Origin of the sequence: Conyzicola lurida (genome assembly GCF_014204935.1) — a bacterium.
Lineage (GTDB): Bacteria > Actinomycetota > Actinomycetes > Actinomycetales > Microbacteriaceae > Conyzicola > Conyzicola lurida.
The window spans coordinates 1,487,061-1,504,964 of record NZ_JACHMJ010000001.1; the positions used below are offsets into that span (position 1 = coordinate 1,487,061).

Below are 17,904 nucleotides of genomic sequence, written 5' to 3' on the forward strand. Positions count from 1 at the left end.
GGGAGTAAATCTTTTTTTCCCGAGTTTTGCGCGAATTCCCCAATCGCCGCTGTAACTCCTATAGCCTTAGCGTGAACTGGCTAGCTCAATCGAGCTAACCGGTAAGGTTCCGACAATCGGAGCCAAGAAGAACGCTCCTGGAGGAGTTTTACATGGCAATTGGCACCGTAAAGTGGTTTAACGCAGAAAAAGGCTTCGGCTTCATTGCTCCCGAGGATGGTAGCCCGGACGTTTTCGCCCACTACTCAGCAATCGCGAGCGGCGGCTACAAGTCCCTCGATGAGAACCAGAAGGTTGAGTTCGACATCACCCAGGGACCCAAGGGCCCCCAGGCGGAGAACATCCGCTCCCTCTAAGTCTTTTGTAAGACGTATCGCCGTATTTTCAACGAAGAGCCGGTAGATACGGAAGCACAGCAAGACTGCACAACAAGAAAGCCCCCGGTCCTATACCGGGGGCTTTCTTCGTTAAGCGATGGTTCTATTGGCCGCGCACGCGCTTACGCAGGTGGTCGATGCGCGCCTGCAACTGCGACACGCTCGCCTGGGCGACGGCCGGTCCGCCGAGCATGCGCCGCAGTTCGGCGTGGATGATGCCGTGCGGCTCCCCCGTCATCTTCGAGCGGATGCCGACGAGGCTGTTCAGCAGCGTGCGCTGCTCCTTGAGCGTGCGGTACAGCGCCGGCGGGTCGCGCTCCTCCTCGGGCAGGGCCTTCTGGCGCTCGCTCGACCGCTTCGACTGCCGGGCCTGCCGCTGCTTGAGCAGCTCGCGCACCTGCTCGGGCTCGAGCAGACCGGGAATGCCGATGAAGTCCAGCTCCTCGTCGCTCTCGGGCTCGGCGGCGAAACCGAACTCGCCACCCTCGTAGAGCACCTTGTCGAAGTTGGCCTCCGATTCGAGCGCCTCCCAGGTGAACTCGTCCTGCAGCAGGTCGTCGGACGTCTTCTCCTCGCGGTTCTCCGAGTCGAGCAGCCCGTCGTCGAGCAGTCCGTCGTCCTGTGTCTCGCGGTCGAGCGCGTGGTCGCGTTCGAGCTCGAGCGACGACGCGAGCGCCATCAGGTTCGGCACGCTCGGCAGGAAGATCGACGCGGTCTCGCCGCGGCGACGGGTGCGCACGAAGCGGCCGACGGCCTGGGCGAAATACAGGGGCGTCGAGGCGGATGTCGCGTAGACACCCACCGCGAGACGTGGCACGTCGACACCCTCCGACACCATGCGCACGGCGACCATCCAGCGGTCGGTGCCCTTCGAGAACACGTCGATGCGTTCGCTCGACTCCTTCTCGTCCGACAGCACGATCGTGGGCGACTCGCCGGTGAGCTTGTGCAGCAGCGCGGCGTAGGCGCGCGCGGTCGTCTGGTCCGTGGCGATGACCAGGCCGCCGGCATCCGGAATCGCTTGACGTACCTCGCTCAGCCGACGGTTCGCCGCCTTGAGCACGGCGGGGATCCAGTCGCCGCCCGGGTCGAGGGCCGTGCGCCAGGCCTGCGACGTGATGTCCTTGGTGTCGCCCTCCCCGAGGCGGGCCTCCATCTCGTCGCCCATTTTGGTGCGCCACCGCATCTTGCCCGCGTAGGCCATAAAGATGACCGGTCGCACGACGCCGTCGGCGAGGGCTCGGCCGTAGCCGTAGTTGTAGTCGGTGATCGAGGTACGGATGCCCTTGTTGTCGGGCGCGTAGCTGACGAACGGGATCGGCGCGGTGTCGCTGCGGAACGGGGTGCCGGTGAGCGAGAGGCGGCGGGTGGCCGGGCCGAACGCGTCGCGGATGGCGTCGCCCCAGCTGAGCGCGTCGCCGCCGTGGTGAACCTCGTCGAGGATGACGAGGGTGCGCGCCGACTCGGTGATGGTGCGGTGCAGCAGCGGGCGCACGGCGATCTGCGCGTAGGTGACCGCGATGCCGTGGTAGCGGCGCCCGCCGAAGGCCTGCCCGTTGGCGTAGGCCGGGTCGAGACGGATACCGACGCGGTGCGCCGCCTCGGCCCACTGGCGTTTGAGGTGCTCGGTGGGGGCGACGACGGTGATGCGGTCGACCTCGCGGCGCGCGATGAGCTCGGTGGCGAGGCGCAGCGCGAAGGTCGTTTTGCCGGCGCCCGGTGTCGCGGCGGCGAGGAAGTCGCGCGGCTCTTTCTCGAAGTAGAGGTCGAGCGCCTCGGCCTGCCAGGCACGGAGAGCGCTGGCGGTACCGCGGGCGGCGCGTTCCGGGTAGGAGGGCGAGAGGTGTTCTGCGGCGAAGGTTCCGACGTGCGGGTGGAATCCGGTACCGGGGAGCGGGACGGCGGTGCCGTCGGCGTTGCGCGGTTCGCTCGGATTCGCGATCTCCGACGCGGCCAGGACCGGGTTGTCAGAGGGAGTGTTCACTTGATGTAACTTTACCCGCCGATGCGGGCGGCCGCGTTCGACGGGCATCGGTCGGGGGCCGGATCAGCCGTCGCGGGCGAAGCCGCGGGCTTCGCTCTCGCGGCCTCGGTTGTTGCCCAGCAGTGATGCCTGCGTCACGCTCCCCCGCCCAAAACGGGCACTCACGGCGTCCATGACGTCTTCGGCTTCGCGCCATCCGTCGTCGTCGTCCCACAGGCTGACCTGCCCGCCGCCGGCCTCGGAAAGTTGTTCGATCCGGACGCCGACGAGCCGCACCCGGGCGTGTTCCTTTCCGACGGCGGAGTAGATCTCGCTGACCTCGTCGTAGATGCGCCGGCCGAGGTCGGTGGGCTCGCTCAGGGTGCGCGAGCGGGTGATCGTGGTGAAGTCGCCGAACCGCAGCTTGAGAACCACGGTGCGTCCCTCGGCGCCGCCGCTGCGCAGGCGCACCGCGACCATGCCGGAGAGGCGGAGCAGTTCGCGTCGCACGATGGCGGGGTCGGTGACGTCGGTCTCGAAGGTGACCTCGTGTCCGATGCTCTTCTCGACCGCGCGGGGCTGCACCTCGCGCGGGTCGATGCCCCACGACAGGTCGTGCAGCTTGGAGCCGGCCGCCTCGCCCACCATGCGCTTCAGCACGTCGACGGGCGACTGGGCCAGGTCGCCGATCGTGCGCAGGCCGTGACGGGTGAGCGACTCCTCGGTCTTTCCGCCGACGCCCCAGAGTGCGCCGATCGGCAGCGGGTGCAGGAAGGCGATCGTCTCGTCGCGCGGGATGACGAGCAGTCCGTTCGGCTTGGAGCGGCTGGATGCGAGCTTCGCCACGAATTTTGTCGCGGCGGCTCCGACGCTGCAGATGAGTCCGGTTTCCTCCAGCACGCGGCGACGGAGGAGCGTTGCGACCGTGATGGGGCTGCCGATGTGCTTACGCGAGCCCGCGACATCCAGAAATGCCTCGTCGATGCCGAGTCGCTCGACCGACGGTGTCAGCTCGTCGCAGATCGCCATGACCATGGCCGAGTAGTGCGAGTACCGGTCGAAGTGCGGCTCGAGCACGATCGCTTGGGGACAACGGCGCTTGGCGATCGCGAGGGGCATCGCCGAGTTCACGCCGAACTTGCGGGCCTCGTAGGTGGCCGCGGTGACGACGGAGCGTGGGCCGTCGTGCGCGACGATCACGGGCTTGCCGCGCAGGTCGGGGCGGTCGAGCAGCTCGACGGAGGCGAAGAACGCGTCCATGTCGACGTGGAGGACGGTCGCCGTGGAGTCATCGACGTCGACGGCGCTGGTCTGGCGGCCGCTCCCGTCCTGTTTGCTCATACTCCCATCATCCCAGTCACCGCCGACAACGGCGGGGTGGACGCGAAAACGCCCCGCCCGCAGAAGCGGACGGGGCGTTGCAGCGGTCGCGGTTAGGCGCGACGGCTTCCACGTGTAAGGAGACCGTAGATCAGCAGTACGACGATCGAACCGGCGATGGCGACGAGCCAGGTCTGGATCGACCAGAACTCTTCCAGTCCGATGCCGAAGAGCGCGCTCCCGATGAAGCCGCCGACGAGAGCACCAACCACGCCGAGGACGAGCGTGATGAGCCAGCCTCCGCCCTGCGTGCCCGGCAGAATGGCCTTTGCAATAGCTCCAGCGATCAGGCCCAACACAATCCAGCCAATGATTCCCATGACGACCTCCCAGTCGGTCATTATTTCGGTCCCGGGTCTCGGAACCGTCAAACAGCTAAGCAGGTAACCCAATTGGGGGCCAAATGACCTCCCGGTCATTGCTTGTGCGGTCGACCGTGTGCTAGCGGGTAGCGATCCGTCCGAACCTGATGCACTCTTAAGTAATGACTCAGCAGCACCCGTGGACCAGATATGTGGCAATTGGCGACTCATTCACGGAGGGGATCGGCGACCCGGAGCCGGAAAGCCCGGGCGGTTTCCGCGGTTGGGCCGACCGCGTGGCCGAGGTTCTCGCCACCGGGACCGACGATTTCGCCTACGCCAACCTGGCGATCCGCGGGCGCCTGCTGCAGCAGATCATCGACGAACAGATCGAACCGGCGCTCGAGCTGAAGCCCGACCTGATCACCATCTCGGCCGGCGGCAACGACATCATCCGCCCCGGCACCGACCCCGACGAGATCGCGGGCCGGCTCGAGGGCGCCATCGAACGCCTGACCTCCGAGGGAGCGACCGTGGTGCTGTTCAACGGACCGGACATCGGCACGACGCCCGTGCTCGGCCGTCACCGCGGCAAAGTAGCGATCTACAACGAGAACGTGCGCGGCATCGCCCAGCGTCACGACGCGATCGTCGCCGACATGTGGCCGCTGCGTGAGCTGCGTGACACCCGGATGTGGGCGCCCGACCGGCTGCACTTCTCCCCCATCGGCCACCACACCATCGCGCGCATGGTGCTCGCCACCCTCAACGTGGAAAATGACCTCGAGCCCTACGTGCCCGAACCCCTGCCGGCGCGCTCATGGCGGGAGGCACGCGTGGGCGACCTCGGCTGGGCGCGTGAGCACCTGATGCCCTGGGTATTGCGGCGCATCAGGCACCAGTCGTCGGGCGACAACGTGACGGCGAAGCGTCCGGCCTGGCCCGACCGCGACGTCACGCTGGACATGTGAAAAGAGGGACCGAGCTCAGCTCGGTCCCTCTTTTTCGCTCGTTGCTAGCGGCCGAACCGCATCGCGGCCGGGCAATCGAACGGGTCTCCGCCGGCGGAGAGTCCGACGCGGTTGAGGTAGGCGATCACGATCGCGTACGACTCGAGCACGTTGGCTTCCGTGTAGAGGATGTTCTTGCTCTGGCAGTATTCCTTGGTGATCTCGCGGGCACGCTTGAGGTGCGGGCGCGGCATGCTCGGGAACAGGTGGTGCTCGATCTGGTAGTTGAGGCCGCCCATGAAGATGTTCATGTACCAGCCGCCACGGATGTTGCGGCTCGTGAGCACCTGGCGGCGCAGGAAGTCGACCTTGCTGTCTTTGGGGAGAACCGGCATGCCCTTGTGATTGGGAGCGAAGGACGAACCCATGTACAGGCCGAAGACGGCGAGCTGGACACCGAGGAACGCGAAGCCCATGCCGACCGGCATCACGAGGAAGACCGCGGTAATGAAGACGGCGTGGCGCACCGCGAGCAGCACGATCTCGAGCGAACGCTTGTCGACCTTGCCGGGCGAGAAGACCGTCTTGAACGCGTGCTGGTGGAGGTTGATGCCTTCGAAGATCAGCACGGGGAAGAACAGCCAGCCCTGGCGGCGGGCGAGGAAGGTGGTGACGGGGTGCGCGACCTTGGCCGCGTGCTCCTTCGTGAAGACGATGAAGTCCGTCTCGATGTCGGGGTCTTTGCCCATCGTGTTCGGGTTCGCGTGGTGACGCGTGTGCTTGGTCATCCACCACGAGTAGCTGATGCCGACGAACAGGTCGGCGAGTACGCGGCCGGCGAGGTCGTTGGCCTTGCCGGACTCGAAGACCTGACGGTGGCTGGCCTCGTGCGCCATAAAGGCGTACTGGGTGAACAGGATGCCCATCACGCCCGCGAGGATGAGCGTGTACCAGGTACCGCTCAACATCACGGTGCCGACCCACGCCGCTGCCATGAGCAGCGTGATGACGGCGAAGTTGAGGATGTAGAACGTGCGCTTGCGGTGCAGAAGACCGGCGTCACGGATGGTGTGCAGGAGGGCGGAAAATTCCGACACGGGATTGGAGAGTCCGCGCTGTCCCGTTTTGATCACACGGGGAGACGGAGATGCTGCTGAATTCGTCACTGGACCTCGATGGTCTATCGACTTCCCAGTCACGGAGGTTGAGCATGAGCTCTGGCGGATGTTCGTCAGTCTAGGTGGCGACGCTGAGAAACCAATGCACGACGCGACGGCTATTATTCCCGACGGATGTCGGGTATTTAGAAGAGCGCGGCGGGGTTGGTCAGGCGCCAGAACGCTCCGGGATCGTCGATCGTCGAGGCGAGTTCGAGGGGCACCACGATGCGCTCGTCGCCGACGGTGAACGTCACGTCACCGACATCCGCCCCCTTCTTCGCCACGCCGACCTCGTCGGTCTCGATCGCCGAGGTCACGGGGGTGTCGGCCCAGACGACGACGCTCGTGGTCGCCGCGGCAACGAGCGGGGAATCGTCGCCCCACGGCGTGGAATACGTGCCGAACTCCTGGCCCGCCGAGGTGAGCTGCACCTCGTGGAAGCCCGCCTCGACGTCGGCGAGCAGCGCGCGCACGCTCACGTTGAGGCTCTTGTGGTCGGTGCCGCCGAGCACGACTCCGACGATCGTGACGGTCTCGCCGCCGACGACGTAGTCGGCCGCGAAGAGGAGGCAGGCGCCGGCCTCGTCGAGGGTGCCGGTCTTGATGCCGCGGATGCCGTCGATACCGAGTAGCGCGTTGCTGTTGCTGATCTCGCCGAGCACGGGGACCTGTTCGGTGGCGGTGCCGACGATGGCGTTGACGACCGGGTTCGCCAGGGCGAGTTTGCCCAGCTGCACGAGGTCGCTCGCCGTGCTCACGTTCAGCGGCGACATGCCGGTGGGGTCGCTGATGCTCGTCGAGGCGAGACCGTGGTCGGCCAGCCAGGCGTTGGCGACCGGCAGGAACTCGTCCACCGAGCCGAACGCCCAGGTCACGAGGGACTCGGCGTAGTTGTTCGCCGACTCGACGAGCATGACGTCCATGACCTGCCGTTGAGTGAGCACCATGCCCGCCTGCACGGGTTCGGTCGCGCCGTTGACCGCCTGGTAGGCGGCCCGGATTGCGACGTCTTTCGCGGTGAACTCGATGTCGGGGCCGGCGTCGTCGAGCCCGATCGGCTTGGCCTCGAGAACCACGAGGGCCGAGATGATCTTGGTGATGGATGCGATGGGTGCGGCCTGGTCGTTGCCACCGGCTCCCAGCACCCCGTCGTACCCGATCGCGCCGACGGCACTCGCCCCGAGGGCGGGCCAGCCGAGGTCGGCGGCGGGTTGCGCGCCGACGCTGTACGGCTCGATCTCCGCGGCGACCGAGCCGAGCGGGGCGAGCAGCGTCATCGGCAGGTAGAACACCGTGCCGATCAGGACCGCGGCGGCACCGAAGACCGCCACCCGGCGTCGGCGGAGAATCTGTCGTCGGGTGAGTGCCATTGGCTAATCGTAAATCAGGCGAACCCGCCATCGACTGAACGCAGCGGCGGGTGGTCGGTTTCGGGCACGAGGATCGGCGTCTCGCGGTTGAGGCTCTCGCCCCGGAAGAACGGCTTCGACCCGGCGAAGAAGAACCAGAGCACCATCAACACCACGCCGAGGGCGAGCGAGCCGATGCCGACCACGAACACCCCCCCGATGCCCCAGATCACCGTGTAGCCGTAATCGGGATCGAACATGTCGATCGCCGAGAAGACGAAGGCCGCGGTGAGCATCAGCGCGCCCAGCAGCGGGAAGAGGAACTTGAAGACGACGTTGTGCGCGTTCTGGAAGAGCTCGCAGCGGAAGTACCAGACGCACGCATACCCAGTGATGGCGTAGTAGAACGCGATCGCGAGACCGAGCGAGAGGATGGTGTCGGAGAGGAAGTCCTCGCTGATGATCGTCATCCCCACGTAGAACGCCGTCGCGACGACGCCCATCACGATGGTGGAGAACCCCGGCGTCTGGAACTTCGGGTGTACCCGGCCGAACCGCGTGGGCAACGCCTTGTACGCGGCCATCGCCAGGGTGCCCCGCGCCGTCGGCAGGATCGTCGTCTGGGTCGACGACACCGCAGAGACCATCACCGCGATCACCAGCAGCCAGGCCCACGGGCCGAACAGCACGTCCTTGAGGGCGAAGAAGACGTCCTCCGCGTTGGTCTCGTTGCCGAGCCCGACCCCCGAAGTGCCGAGCCCCGCGTAGGCCATCGCCGCGACCGTCACGCCGACATAGGTCACGAGCAGGATGACGGTGGACAGGATGGCGGCCCGCCCGGGGATCCGCTCCGGGTCCTTCGTCTCCTCGTTGAGGGCGAGGCAGGTGTCCCAGCCCCAGTAGATGAACAGCGCGAGCAGCACCGCCTCGACGAAGCCGCTGGTCGAAGTGAAGGCGAACGGGTTGAACCAGTCGAGCGTCGGCGGAGTCGCGCCCTCGGGCGCGGTTCCCGTGGCCACGGAGACCACCGCGGCGATCACGAAAACGGCGAGGGCCAGGTACTGCACGGCGAGCAGCACGTTCTGCAGCTTCTCGCCGATCTCGGTGCCGCGGTAGCTGATGTAGGTCATCACCGCGATGAACAGCACTCCGGTGAGCGTGACCACGAAGCCGTTCTCGGCGAGCTCCGGGTTCACCAGCAGCCAGAAGTACTTGCCTCCGATCTGCGCGAGATTGGCCAGCACGACCATGCCGGCGACGGCCACTCCCCAACCGCCCATCCACCCCACCCAGGGCCCGAACGCCTTGGTCGCCCAGGTGAAGGTCGTGCCGCAGTCGGGCACGGCGCGGTTGAGCTCGCGGTAGGCGAAGGCGATGAGGAACATCGGCACGAACGCGATGATGAAGGCGATCGGCGCCTGCGCCCCGACCGCGAGCACGACGAAGCCGAGGGTTGCGGCGAGCGAGTACACCGGGGCGGTCGAGGCCAGCCCGATGACGGTGGAGCCGACGAGCCCGAGCGTGCCGGTCGCGAGTCCCTTGCCGGCGGCGGCAGTGGTTTTCTGGTCAGACATCGTCGTCTCCCCTCGGGTGGTACCGCGATATTACTTGATGCGCACCGTGTACAGGGCGACGGCGCTGGCGGCCGCGACGTTGAGCGAATCGACGCCGTGCATCATCGGAATCGTCACGACCGTATCGGCGTTCTCGAGGGCGGCCCGGCTCAGTCCGTCACCCTCCGACCCGAGCAGCATGGCCACCTTGTGAGGGGCGGATGCCGCAAAGGCGTCGAGTTCCACGGCATCGTCGGCCAGCGCGAGTGCCGCGATGTGGAAGCCCGCGTCCCGCAGCAGGTCCGCGCCCTCCGGCCACTCGGGCAGGCGGGTCCACGGCACCTGCAGCACGGTGCCCATGCTCACCCGCACGCTGCGGCGGTAGAGCGGGTCGGCGCAGCGCGGGGTGATCAGCACGGCGTCGGCACCGAGGCCCGCGACCGAGCGGAAGATCGCGCCGATGTTCGTGTGGTCGACGATATCCTCGAGCACGACGACGCGGCGGGCGCCCTCGAGCAGCTCGGCCACGGGCAGCAGCTCGGGCCGGTGCATCGACGCGAGCGCTCCGCGGTGCATGTCGAACCCGGTGAGCTGCTTGAGCAGCTCGGGAGCGCCGACGAAGACGGGTACGTCGTCGAATCCGGTGTCGGCGAGCAGCGCTTCGACGTCGGGCAGCCACTGTTCGATCAGCAGGAAGGACCGAGGGCGGTGCCCGGCGGCGAGAGCGCGGCCGATCACCTTCGTCGACTCGGCGATGTACAACCCGCCTGCCGGTTCGCTCACGCGTCGCAGCGCGACATCCGTCAGAGATCTGAAGTCACGCAGTTCGTCGCGCTCGAGGTCGGTGATTCTCTCGATGCGCATACAACGGTGTCCAATTCTGGTCGGGATGTCGGGTGTGGGATGCCGCCGACAGCGAACACTGACAGCTATCGGAAACATAACGGTAAAGCGGAGCGTTTACTCTGGGACTAGCTTCACTACCGGGAAGAGAAAACGCGTGACAATTCCGTACGTCCATTCTCCCGTGTCCCACACCGACACGCAGACGCAGCTCGACGCCGCCGTCGACGTGCTGCGCGGACGGCGGATCGCGTTGCTCACCGGCGCCGGGCTCAGCACCGACTCGGGAATCCCCGACTACCGCGGAGCCGGAGCCCCCGTGCGCACCCCCATGACCTTCTCGCAGTTCCTCGGCGACGTGAACTTCCGCAAGCGCTACTGGGCCGGAAGCCACCTCGGCTGGAAGCGGTTCGCCGCCGCCGCGCCGAACGCCGGGCACACCGCGATCGCCGACCTCGAGGCCGCAGGCCTGGTCAACGGCGTCATCACCCAGAACGTCGACGGCCTGCACCTGCGTGCGGGATCGCAGCGCGTCGTCGACCTGCACGGTTCGATGGACCGCGTGCGCTGCCTCACCTGCGGCCAGTACTACGCGCGCGGCGACATCGCGGCCCGGCTCGCGGCCGCCAACCCGTGGATCGAGGGCGACGACCTGCCCCTCTCCCCCGACGGCGACGTGCAGATCGCCTCGGTGGACGATTTCGTGGTGCCCGAGTGCAGCGTCTGCGGCGGGCTGCTCAAGCCCGACGTGGTGTTCTTCGGCGAGTTCGTGCCGGTCGAGAAGTTCACCGAGGCCTCCGCGCTCGTGCAGCGCGCCGAGGCGTTCGTGGTCGCCGGGTCGTCCCTGATGGTCAACTCGGGTATCCGCCTGCTCGACCAGGCGGTCAAGAAGAAACTCCCGGTCGTCATCATCAACCGCGGTGTCACCAAGGGCGACTCGCGCGCTGTGGTTAAGATCGAAGCAGGAACCTCGGAGACGCTCGTCTCGCTCCTGACGAGGCTCGGCGCCTAGCCCAGCCGTCAGCCCGCCTACGGTTCCCGCTACCGAGGGACCGCTCATGACGTTGATCTACCTCGTCCGCCACGGCGAGACGGACTGGAACCGAGAACGCCGCATTCAGGGCAGTACCGACATCCCGCTGAACGACACCGGCCGCGCGCAGGCCGCGACCACCGGACGGCTGCTCGCCACCCGCGAGTGGGACGGCGTCTACGCCAGTCCGCTTTCGCGCGCCTACGAGACCGGCGCGATCATCGCGCGCGAGCTGGGGCTGCCCGAACCGGGAGTGGTCCCGGACCTGGTCGAGCGCAACTACGGCTTGGCCGAGGGCCTCACCGGCGACGAGATCGACGCGCGCTTCCCCGACGCCGTGCCCGGCCGGGAAACCCGCGAGGAGGTCGCCGCACGCGCGCTGCCCGCGCTCGTCAGTCTCGCCGAGCAGCACCCCGGCGAGTCGATCGTGGTCGTCAGCCACGGCGGCCTCATCCGCACCGTGCTCACCGAGGTCGCAGGGGCCGCGCACACCGAACCGATCCGCAACGGCTCCGTGCACAGCTTCCGGCACACCGACGGCACCCTCGACCTCATCGCGTTCGACGACCCGATCGAGGTCGAATCGCTCGACTGCGCGACCGAGGACATCGAGGACCAGAACGCGGTCGAGTCGCGGGAGTCGCTGGTCTAGGGCGCGCTAGTTCGCCCGCGTCGCGGGCGCTTCGTCGGTCTCGTCGGCGAGCCGGCCCACGCCGAGGAAGTCGACGATCATCCCGGCGGCTTCCCGGGACTTTTCATAGTGGATGAGGTGGCCGACGTCGGGGATGATGTGCAGCGTCGCGTCCGCCATCTGGTCACGCAGCTGCTCCATCTGTTCGACGGTGGTGATCGCGTCGTACTCGGCGCCGATCAGCAGGGTCGGCATGGTGAGACCGTCGGCGACCGACCGCACGTCGTTGCTGATCGAGGCGTCGAAGCCGTCGACCACGGTCTGCCGGTCGGAGAAGCGGCCGAAGTAGGTGTGGTGCTGGTCGTGGACGAAGCGGCGCAGCGTTCTGTCCTTCGTCTTCACGAGCGCGAGGCTCATAAAGCGGATGACGAGCCAGTTGTCGAGCAGCCAGTGCCCGGCCTTCTCGGGCAGGGCCATCGCCAGCCGGTAGTAGAGCACGGTGCCCTTGGTGAGGAACCGGTTGGGTCCTTCGAGAGCGGAGGCGGCGATCGGGTTGACGAGGATGAGCTTCGGGGTGCGTACCAGGCCGGTCGAGACCGCGGTCGCGGTGACCATCGACCCGAAGGAGTGGCCGAGCACGACCGCGCTGCCGTTGAGCCCCAGGGCGTCGAGGAACCCGGCGTACCAGTCGGCGTAGCCGGGGATGTCGTGCTTGCGCTCGGTCATCGCCGTCGACTCGCCGAAACCGGGCAGGTCGGGACCGATGATGCGCACGTCGCGCAGCTGCGCGATCACCGGTTCGAGGCCGTGGTGTTCGCCGCGGTACCCGTGTGAGATCACGATCGTGGTCGCCGCGTCATCCGGCCCGTAGACCCAGTAGTGGGTCTCGCTGCCCAGCACTCTGACGACGTCGCGGCGGATGGGGAGGGCACCGAGCAGGGCCGCGAAAGGGGATTCAACGTTCATCCCGGACAGTCTAAGGTTTCCGGCCGATGCACTCCCCTAGACTCGATCGACGCGGGGTTTTCCGCGCCACGCGTTCGATTCCGAGGAGCCCCGTGACCTTCACCGCCCCTATCCAGCTACCCGGGTTGGCACTCGATCCGCAGTGGTATCGCCGCGCGGTGTTCTACGAGGTGATGGTGCGGTCGTTCCTCGACAGCAACGGCGACGGGGCCGGCGATCTGCAGGGCGTGGTGCAGAAACTCGACTACCTGCAGTGGCTCGGCATCGACGCACTCTGGCTCCCGCCGTTCTTCAACTCGCCGCTCAAAGACGGCGGATACGACGTCCAGGACTTCAAGTCGATCCTCCCAGACTTCGGAACGCTCGATGAGTTCCGCGACCTGGTCACCAAGGTGCACGAGCGCAACATGCGCGTCGTCATCGACCTGCCGGTCAATCACACCTCGGACGCGCACGAGTGGTTCCAGCAGTCGCGATCCGACCCGGACGGCCCGTACGGCGACTACTACGTCTGGCGCGACACCGACGAGGGCTACCCCAACATCCGGGTCATCTTCGTCGACACCGAAGAGTCGAACTGGACGTTCGACGCGGAACGCCGCCAGTTCTTCTTCCACCGTTTCTTCTCGCACCAGCCCGACCTCAACTACGAGAACCCGGCCGTGCATGAAGCCATGTTCGACACCGTGCGGTTCTGGCTCGACCTGGGCGTCGACGGCTTCCGGCTCGACGCCATCCCCTACCTCTACGAGACCGAGGAAGGAAACGGCGAGGGCGAGCCGGCGACCCACGACTTCATCCGCAAGCTGCGGGCGATGGTCGACGCCGAGTACCCCGGCCGCGTCATGATTGCCGAGGCCAACCAGTGGCCGACCGAGGTCGCCGAGTTCCTCGGCACCGAGGAGGACCCCGAGTGCCACATGGCCTTCGACTTCCCGGTCATGCCGCGCATCTTCTACTCGCTCCGCTCGCAGCAGGCCGGCGAGCTCGTGCGCGTTCTCTCCGAGCACACGTCCATCCCGAAGAACGCCGGCTGGGGCGTCTTCCTGCGGAATCACGACGAGCTCACCCTCGAGATGGTCAACGAGGAGTACCGGCAGGCCATGTACGGCTGGTACGCCTACGACCCGCGCATGCGCTCGAACATCGGCATCCGTCGCCGCCTCGCTCCGCTGCTCGACAACTCGCGCGCCGAGCTCGAACTCGCCCATGCGCTGCTGTTCTCGCTGCAGGGCAGCCCGTTCCTGTACTACGGCGACGAGATCGGCATGGGCGACAACATCTGGTTGCCCGACCGCGACAGCTCGCGAACACCGATGCAGTGGACCCCCGACCGCAACGCGGGCTTCTCCACCGCCGACCCCGGCAAGCTCTACCTGCCGATCGTGCAGTCGCTGGTGTACAACTACCAGCAGATCAATGTCGAAGCCCAGCTCGCCCAGTCGCGGTCGCTGCTGCACTGGATCCGCAACGTGATCCACGTGCGCAAGGGCCACCCCACCTTCGGCCTCGGCACGCTGCGGGTGCTGCAGACCAACCACGAGTCGGTGCTCGCGTTCGTGCGCGAGTACGAGGGCAGCGGCACGCACTTCGGCGACATGCCCGAGAAGGTGCTCTGCGTGTTCAGCTTCGCGCACAACCCGGTGGCGGTGACGATCACCGACCCGGAGAACCCCGGGGAGGCACTCTACGACCTGTTCGGCGGCGGACAGTTCCCATCGATCGGCGACGACGGGTCCCTCCACCTCACCCTCGGAACGCAGAGTTTCTACTGGCTGCACGTGGGCGGCGCTCACTTTGCCGGTGGTCGCGTTTAGAGTGACGGCATGAGCAACTCATGGTTTAACACACTCGGCGTCTTCGACCTCGAGACCACCGGTATCGACGTCGAGACGAGCCGCATCGTCTCCGCCCACGTGGGCGTCATCGGACCCGACGGCGCGGTCCTCGAGGAACGCGCGTGGTTGGCCGACCCCGGCATCGAGATCCCGGCTCAGGCGAGCGCCGTGCACGGCATCACAACCGAGCGGGCGCGGGCCGAGGGCCGGCCGGCCGCCGAGGTCGTGGCCGAGATCATCGCCGAGCTCGAGGCGCTCGTCGCCCGCGGCATCGCGATCACGATCTACAACGCGCCCTACGACCTCTCCCTGCTGCACCACGAAGCCGTGCGCCACGGCGTCGCTCCCTTGCACGAGCCCCTCCCGATCATCGACCCGCTCGTTCTCGACCGCGCCGTCGACCGGTACCGCAAGGGCAAGCGCACGCTGGAGGCGGCGGCGTTGGTCTACGGCGTCGACCTCACGGACGCGCACGATGCCGGAGCGGACGCCGTCGCGGCGGGCCGCATCGCCCAGGCGCTGGCCGGCCGCTACGGCGACCAGCTCGACATCGACGGGGCCGACCTGCACGCGCTGCAGGTCGGCTGGTGCGCCGAGCAGTCCGCCAGCTTCCAGGACTATATGCGCCGGACTAAAGACCCGACCTTCACCGCATCGGGGGCGTGGCCGCAGCGCTGAGCACTGCACAGGCGTTGCTCACACAGCGTTGCTACCGTTGATAACGTGGTCGCGCGAAGCGGCCCCGGACGACGGATCAGTACCCGGAGAGCGACAAGACTGGCCACAAGGGAAGAGTCATGTCGTGGATCGTTCTTATCCTGTCGGGCGTACTGGAAGCCGTCTGGGCCACCGCCCTCGGTAAGTCGGAGGGTTTCACCAGACTCTGGCCGTCGGTGGTCTTCGGAGTCGGCCTCGTGCTGAGCATGGCCGGCCTCGCCTTCGCCATGCGCGACATCTCCACCGGCACCGCCTACGCGGTGTGGGTCGGCATCGGCGCCTCGCTCACCGTGCTCTACGCGATGTTCTTCGGTGGCGAGCCCGCCTCGGTGGTGAAGATCCTCCTGGTGCTCGGCATCGTCGCCTGCGTCGTCGGGCTCAAGCTCGTCGGAGGCGAGCACTAGGCGACGGGTGCACGAAAAAGGGCGGCGAGCCGAAGCTCGCCGCCCTTTCGTCTCGTGCTGAGGGACTACTTGTTGAAGCCCTTGTAGCGCGAGTTGAACTTCTCGACGCGGCCCGCGGAGTCCATGATGCGCTGCTTGCCCGTGTAGAACGGGTGCGAAGCGGAGGAGATTTCCACGTCGATGACCGGGTAGGTCTCGCCGTCGAGCTCGATCGTCTTGTCGCTGGACACCGTCGAACGGGTCAGGAACGTCTCACCGGAGGCGAGGTCGCGGAACACAACAGCGTTGTACGTGGGGTGGATGTCGGTCTTCATGGATTTTCCTTGTGGTTTCGTCGAGCGTCAAAATGAAAAAGTCTGTGAGGCGGGCACACGAATATGCCGAGCCAAAGGCCTAGCCTACCAGAACTAGAGTGCGCGGGCCGCGAATCTGCCGTCGTGTCGTTCGACGGTGATGTCCATACCGAAGGTGGCGCTCAGGTTCTCGGCGGTGATCACCTCGTCGAGCGGTCCGGCAGCCTGGATGCGGCCGTCCTTGAGCAGCAGCGCGTGGGTGAAGGCCCGCGGGATCTCTTCCACGTGGTGTGTCACCATCACGATGCCGGGCGCCTGCGGCGAGCTGGCATAGCCGCCGAGCAGCTGCAGGAGCTCTTCGCGCGCTCCGAGGTCGAGGCTCGCGGCCGGCTCGTCGAGCAGCAGCAGTTCGGGGTCGGTCATCACGGCACGCGCGATCTGCACGCGCTTCTGCTCGCCCTCGCTGAGGCTGCCGAAGCGGCGTTCCTCGAGGTGGTCGAGCTTCCACTCCGCGAGCACACGACGCGCGCGGCGTGAGTCGATGTCGTCGTACTCCTCGTTCCAGCGGCCGGTGACCGAGTAGGCGGCGGTGAGTACGACGTCGAGCACCGTCTCGCCGGCGGGCACTTTGCGGGCCAGCGCGGTGGACGCGAATCCGATGCGGGGGCGCAGCTCGAACACGTCGACCTTGCCGAGGGTGTCCTCGAGCACCTTGGCGGTGCCGGAGCTCGGGTGGATCGACGCCGAGGCGATCGACAACAGCGTGGTCTTGCCCGCGCCGTTGGGGCCGAGCACGACCCACCGCTCATCACTATCCACCGCCCACGTGATCGAATCGAGGATGCGATTTCCGTCACGAACGACGGAGACGTCAGAGAGCTCTAGAACGCTTGCCATGATGGCTCCAGCTTAGACGTGGCTCCCCGACGATCAGGTGAGCGCCGCGTAGATTTCTCGAGTTCGGTCGGCAATCCGGTCCCAGCCGAACTCCGATTCGGCGCGGTGACGCCCGGCAGCGCCCATGCGCTTCGCCGCCTCGGGGTCGGAGACCACCTCGGTGAGGGCCGCGGCGAGATCGCGCACGAACTTGTCGGGGTCGGTCGGTGTGCCCGTGCCGTCCTCCAGCTGTTCGATGGGCACCAGGCGGCCGGTCACGCCGTCGTCGATGACCTCCGGGATGCCGCCGGTGGCAGTCCCCACGACGGGTGCACCGCAGGCCATGGCCTCGAGGTTGACGATGCCGAGCGGCTCGTAGATCGACGGGCAGACGAACGTGGTGGCCTGGGTCAGCACGGCGGAGAGGTCGTGGCGGCTCAGCATCCGGTCGATCCAGACGACGCCGGTGCGCTCCTGCTGCAGGGCGGCGACGCCGGCCTCGACCTCGGCGAGGATCTCGGGGGTGTCCGGGGCTCCCGCGCAGAGGATGACCTGCACGTCCTTCGGCAGCAGGGCCGCGGCACGCAACAGGTACGGCAGACCCTTCTGACGCGTGATGCGGCCGACGAAGACGACGGAGGGGCGGCTCGGGTCGATGCCGAGCGAACGCACGAGCTCGGGGTCGTCGACGGGCTTCCACTCCTCGAGGTCGATGCCGTTGTGCACCACGGTCACCTTCTCCTCGTCGAGGAACGGATACGAGCGGAGGATGTCGCGACGCATGCCGTGGCTCACCGCGATGACGGTCGCCGCGCCGGCGAACGCCGTGCTCTCGATCCAGCTCGACACGCGGTAGCCGCCACCGAGCTGTTCGGCCTTCCAGGGGCGCAACGGCTCGAGGCTGTGCGCCGTGACCACGTGCGGAATGCCGTGCAACATCGAGGCGAGATGCCCCGCGGCGTTGGCGTACCAGGTGTGGGAATGCACGAGATCTGCTCCCGCGACATCCTGAGCGATCTGCAGGTCGACACCCAGGGTGGCGAGGGCAGGATTGGCGGTTTTCAGCTCGCCGGGAACCAGATACGAGAAGACGTTTTCCTCGTCGCGGGGCAGCCCGAAGGCCCTCACACGAACGTCGAGCGCGGGGCGCAGGGCGCGGACGAGTTCTGCAACGTGTACGCCGGCGCCGCCGTACACCTCCGGTGGATACTCACGTGAAATTAGATCGACTCGCATGGTCTGACGCTAGTACAGCTACGCTCACTCGCA

Annotated in this window: 18 protein-coding genes and 1 riboswitch; of the genes, 7 read left to right on the forward strand and 11 right to left on the reverse strand. The window is 67.0% G+C overall.

Annotated elements, in window-relative coordinates; all coding sequences use genetic code 11:
• Positions 1-152: 152 nt before the first annotated feature.
• Positions 153-356 carry a cold-shock protein gene (locus tag HD599_RS07185; RefSeq protein WP_131418413.1) on the forward strand — a complete coding sequence of 68 codons (204 nt, stop codon included), beginning with the start codon at positions 153-155 and terminating at the stop codon, positions 354-356.
• Positions 357-480: 124 nt separating this feature from the next.
• On the opposite strand, the gene HD599_RS07190 is transcribed toward HD599_RS07185, so the two are convergent.
• The 3 genes from HD599_RS07190 to HD599_RS07200 form a co-directional block, all read right to left on the reverse strand.
• Entirely contained in the window at positions 481-2,361 is a 1,881-nt protein-coding gene (locus HD599_RS07190; protein ID WP_343061945.1) for a DEAD/DEAH box helicase, read from the reverse strand.
• Between the two features lie 63 nt (positions 2,362-2,424).
• Positions 2,425-3,681: a DNA polymerase IV gene (dinB, locus tag HD599_RS07195; protein ID WP_184235273.1), complete on the reverse strand. Its 1,257-nt coding sequence runs from the start codon at positions 3,679-3,681 to the stop codon at positions 2,425-2,427.
• Between the two features lie 92 nt (positions 3,682-3,773).
• Positions 3,774-4,040, reverse strand: a complete 267-nt coding sequence (locus tag HD599_RS07200) for a GlsB/YeaQ/YmgE family stress response membrane protein (protein ID WP_184235276.1) — start codon at positions 4,038-4,040, stop codon at positions 3,774-3,776.
• Positions 4,041-4,204: 164 nt separating this feature from the next.
• Here HD599_RS07200 and HD599_RS07205 point away from each other — a divergent pair, with 164 nt between their 5' ends.
• Positions 4,205-4,993, forward strand: a complete 789-nt coding sequence (locus HD599_RS07205) for an SGNH/GDSL hydrolase family protein (RefSeq protein ID WP_184235279.1) — start codon at positions 4,205-4,207, stop codon at positions 4,991-4,993.
• A gap of 44 nt (positions 4,994-5,037) precedes the next feature.
• Here the strand turns inward: HD599_RS07205 and HD599_RS07210 are convergent, their stop codons facing one another.
• The 4 genes from HD599_RS07210 to HD599_RS07225 all read right to left on the reverse strand — a co-directional run bounded on the left by HD599_RS07210 (position 5,038) and on the right by HD599_RS07225 (position 9,898).
• Positions 5,038-6,105: a fatty acid desaturase family protein gene (locus HD599_RS07210; RefSeq protein WP_343061946.1), complete on the reverse strand. Its 1,068-nt coding sequence runs from the start codon at positions 6,103-6,105 to the stop codon at positions 5,038-5,040.
• 170 nt (positions 6,106-6,275) lie between these two features.
• The gene (locus HD599_RS07215) at positions 6,276-7,502 is read right to left on the reverse strand and encodes a D-alanyl-D-alanine carboxypeptidase family protein (protein WP_184235285.1); all 1,227 of its coding nucleotides are present in this window, start codon (positions 7,500-7,502) and stop codon (positions 6,276-6,278) included.
• Between the two features lie 14 nt (positions 7,503-7,516).
• The gene (locus tag HD599_RS07220; protein WP_184235288.1) at positions 7,517-9,055 is read right to left on the reverse strand and encodes an APC family permease; all 1,539 of its coding nucleotides are present in this window, start codon (positions 9,053-9,055) and stop codon (positions 7,517-7,519) included.
• Positions 9,056-9,085: 30 nt separating this feature from the next.
• Positions 9,086-9,898, reverse strand: a complete 813-nt coding sequence (locus HD599_RS07225) for a TrmH family RNA methyltransferase (RefSeq protein ID WP_184235291.1) — start codon at positions 9,896-9,898, stop codon at positions 9,086-9,088.
• 163 nt (positions 9,899-10,061) lie between these two features.
• Here HD599_RS07225 and HD599_RS07230 point away from each other — a divergent pair, with 163 nt between their 5' ends.
• Together HD599_RS07230 and HD599_RS07235 are read left to right on the forward strand one after the other, a co-directional pair.
• A complete protein-coding gene (locus tag HD599_RS07230; protein WP_343061947.1) occupies positions 10,062-10,889 on the forward strand; it encodes a Sir2 family NAD-dependent protein deacetylase in 828 nt (275 codons plus the stop codon).
• 46 nt (positions 10,890-10,935) lie between these two features.
• Complete coding sequence (locus HD599_RS07235) at positions 10,936-11,562, forward strand: histidine phosphatase family protein (RefSeq protein WP_184235297.1); 627 nt, start codon at positions 10,936-10,938, stop codon at positions 11,560-11,562.
• Positions 11,563-11,568: 6 nt separating this feature from the next.
• Here HD599_RS07235 and HD599_RS07240 read toward each other — a convergent pair whose 3' ends face one another.
• Positions 11,569-12,507 (reverse strand): alpha/beta fold hydrolase, encoded by a 939-nt coding sequence (locus HD599_RS07240; RefSeq protein ID WP_184235300.1) that lies wholly within the window; start codon positions 12,505-12,507, stop codon positions 11,569-11,571.
• A 92-nt stretch (positions 12,508-12,599) separates the two neighbouring features.
• Between HD599_RS07240 and treS the strand changes: the two genes are divergently transcribed.
• From treS to HD599_RS07255, 3 genes are all read left to right on the forward strand, one after another.
• Complete coding sequence (treS, locus tag HD599_RS07245) at positions 12,600-14,324, forward strand: maltose alpha-D-glucosyltransferase (RefSeq protein ID WP_343061949.1); 1,725 nt, start codon at positions 12,600-12,602, stop codon at positions 14,322-14,324.
• 9 nt (positions 14,325-14,333) lie between these two features.
• A complete protein-coding gene (locus tag HD599_RS07250; RefSeq protein ID WP_184235306.1) occupies positions 14,334-15,023 on the forward strand; it encodes a 3'-5' exonuclease in 690 nt (229 codons plus the stop codon).
• A gap of 43 nt (positions 15,024-15,066) precedes the next feature.
• Positions 15,067-15,131: riboswitch (guanidine-III (ykkC-III) riboswitch) on the forward strand.
• Between the two features lie 11 nt (positions 15,132-15,142).
• Complete coding sequence (locus HD599_RS07255) at positions 15,143-15,466, forward strand: DMT family transporter (RefSeq protein ID WP_184235309.1); 324 nt, start codon at positions 15,143-15,145, stop codon at positions 15,464-15,466.
• A 65-nt stretch (positions 15,467-15,531) separates the two neighbouring features.
• Here HD599_RS07255 and HD599_RS07260 read toward each other — a convergent pair whose 3' ends face one another.
• The 3 genes from HD599_RS07260 to glgA form a co-directional block, all read right to left on the reverse strand.
• Positions 15,532-15,780, reverse strand: coding sequence for a type B 50S ribosomal protein L31 (locus HD599_RS07260; RefSeq protein ID WP_184235312.1), 249 nt, complete (start codon positions 15,778-15,780; stop codon positions 15,532-15,534).
• Between the two features lie 93 nt (positions 15,781-15,873).
• Positions 15,874-16,656: an ABC transporter ATP-binding protein gene (locus tag HD599_RS07265; RefSeq protein WP_184235315.1), complete on the reverse strand. Its 783-nt coding sequence runs from the start codon at positions 16,654-16,656 to the stop codon at positions 15,874-15,876.
• A gap of 33 nt (positions 16,657-16,689) precedes the next feature.
• Positions 16,690-17,871 carry a glycogen synthase gene (gene glgA, locus HD599_RS07270; protein ID WP_184235317.1) on the reverse strand — a complete coding sequence of 394 codons (1,182 nt, stop codon included), beginning with the start codon at positions 17,869-17,871 and terminating at the stop codon, positions 16,690-16,692.
• Between the last annotated feature and the right edge of the window lie 33 nt (positions 17,872-17,904).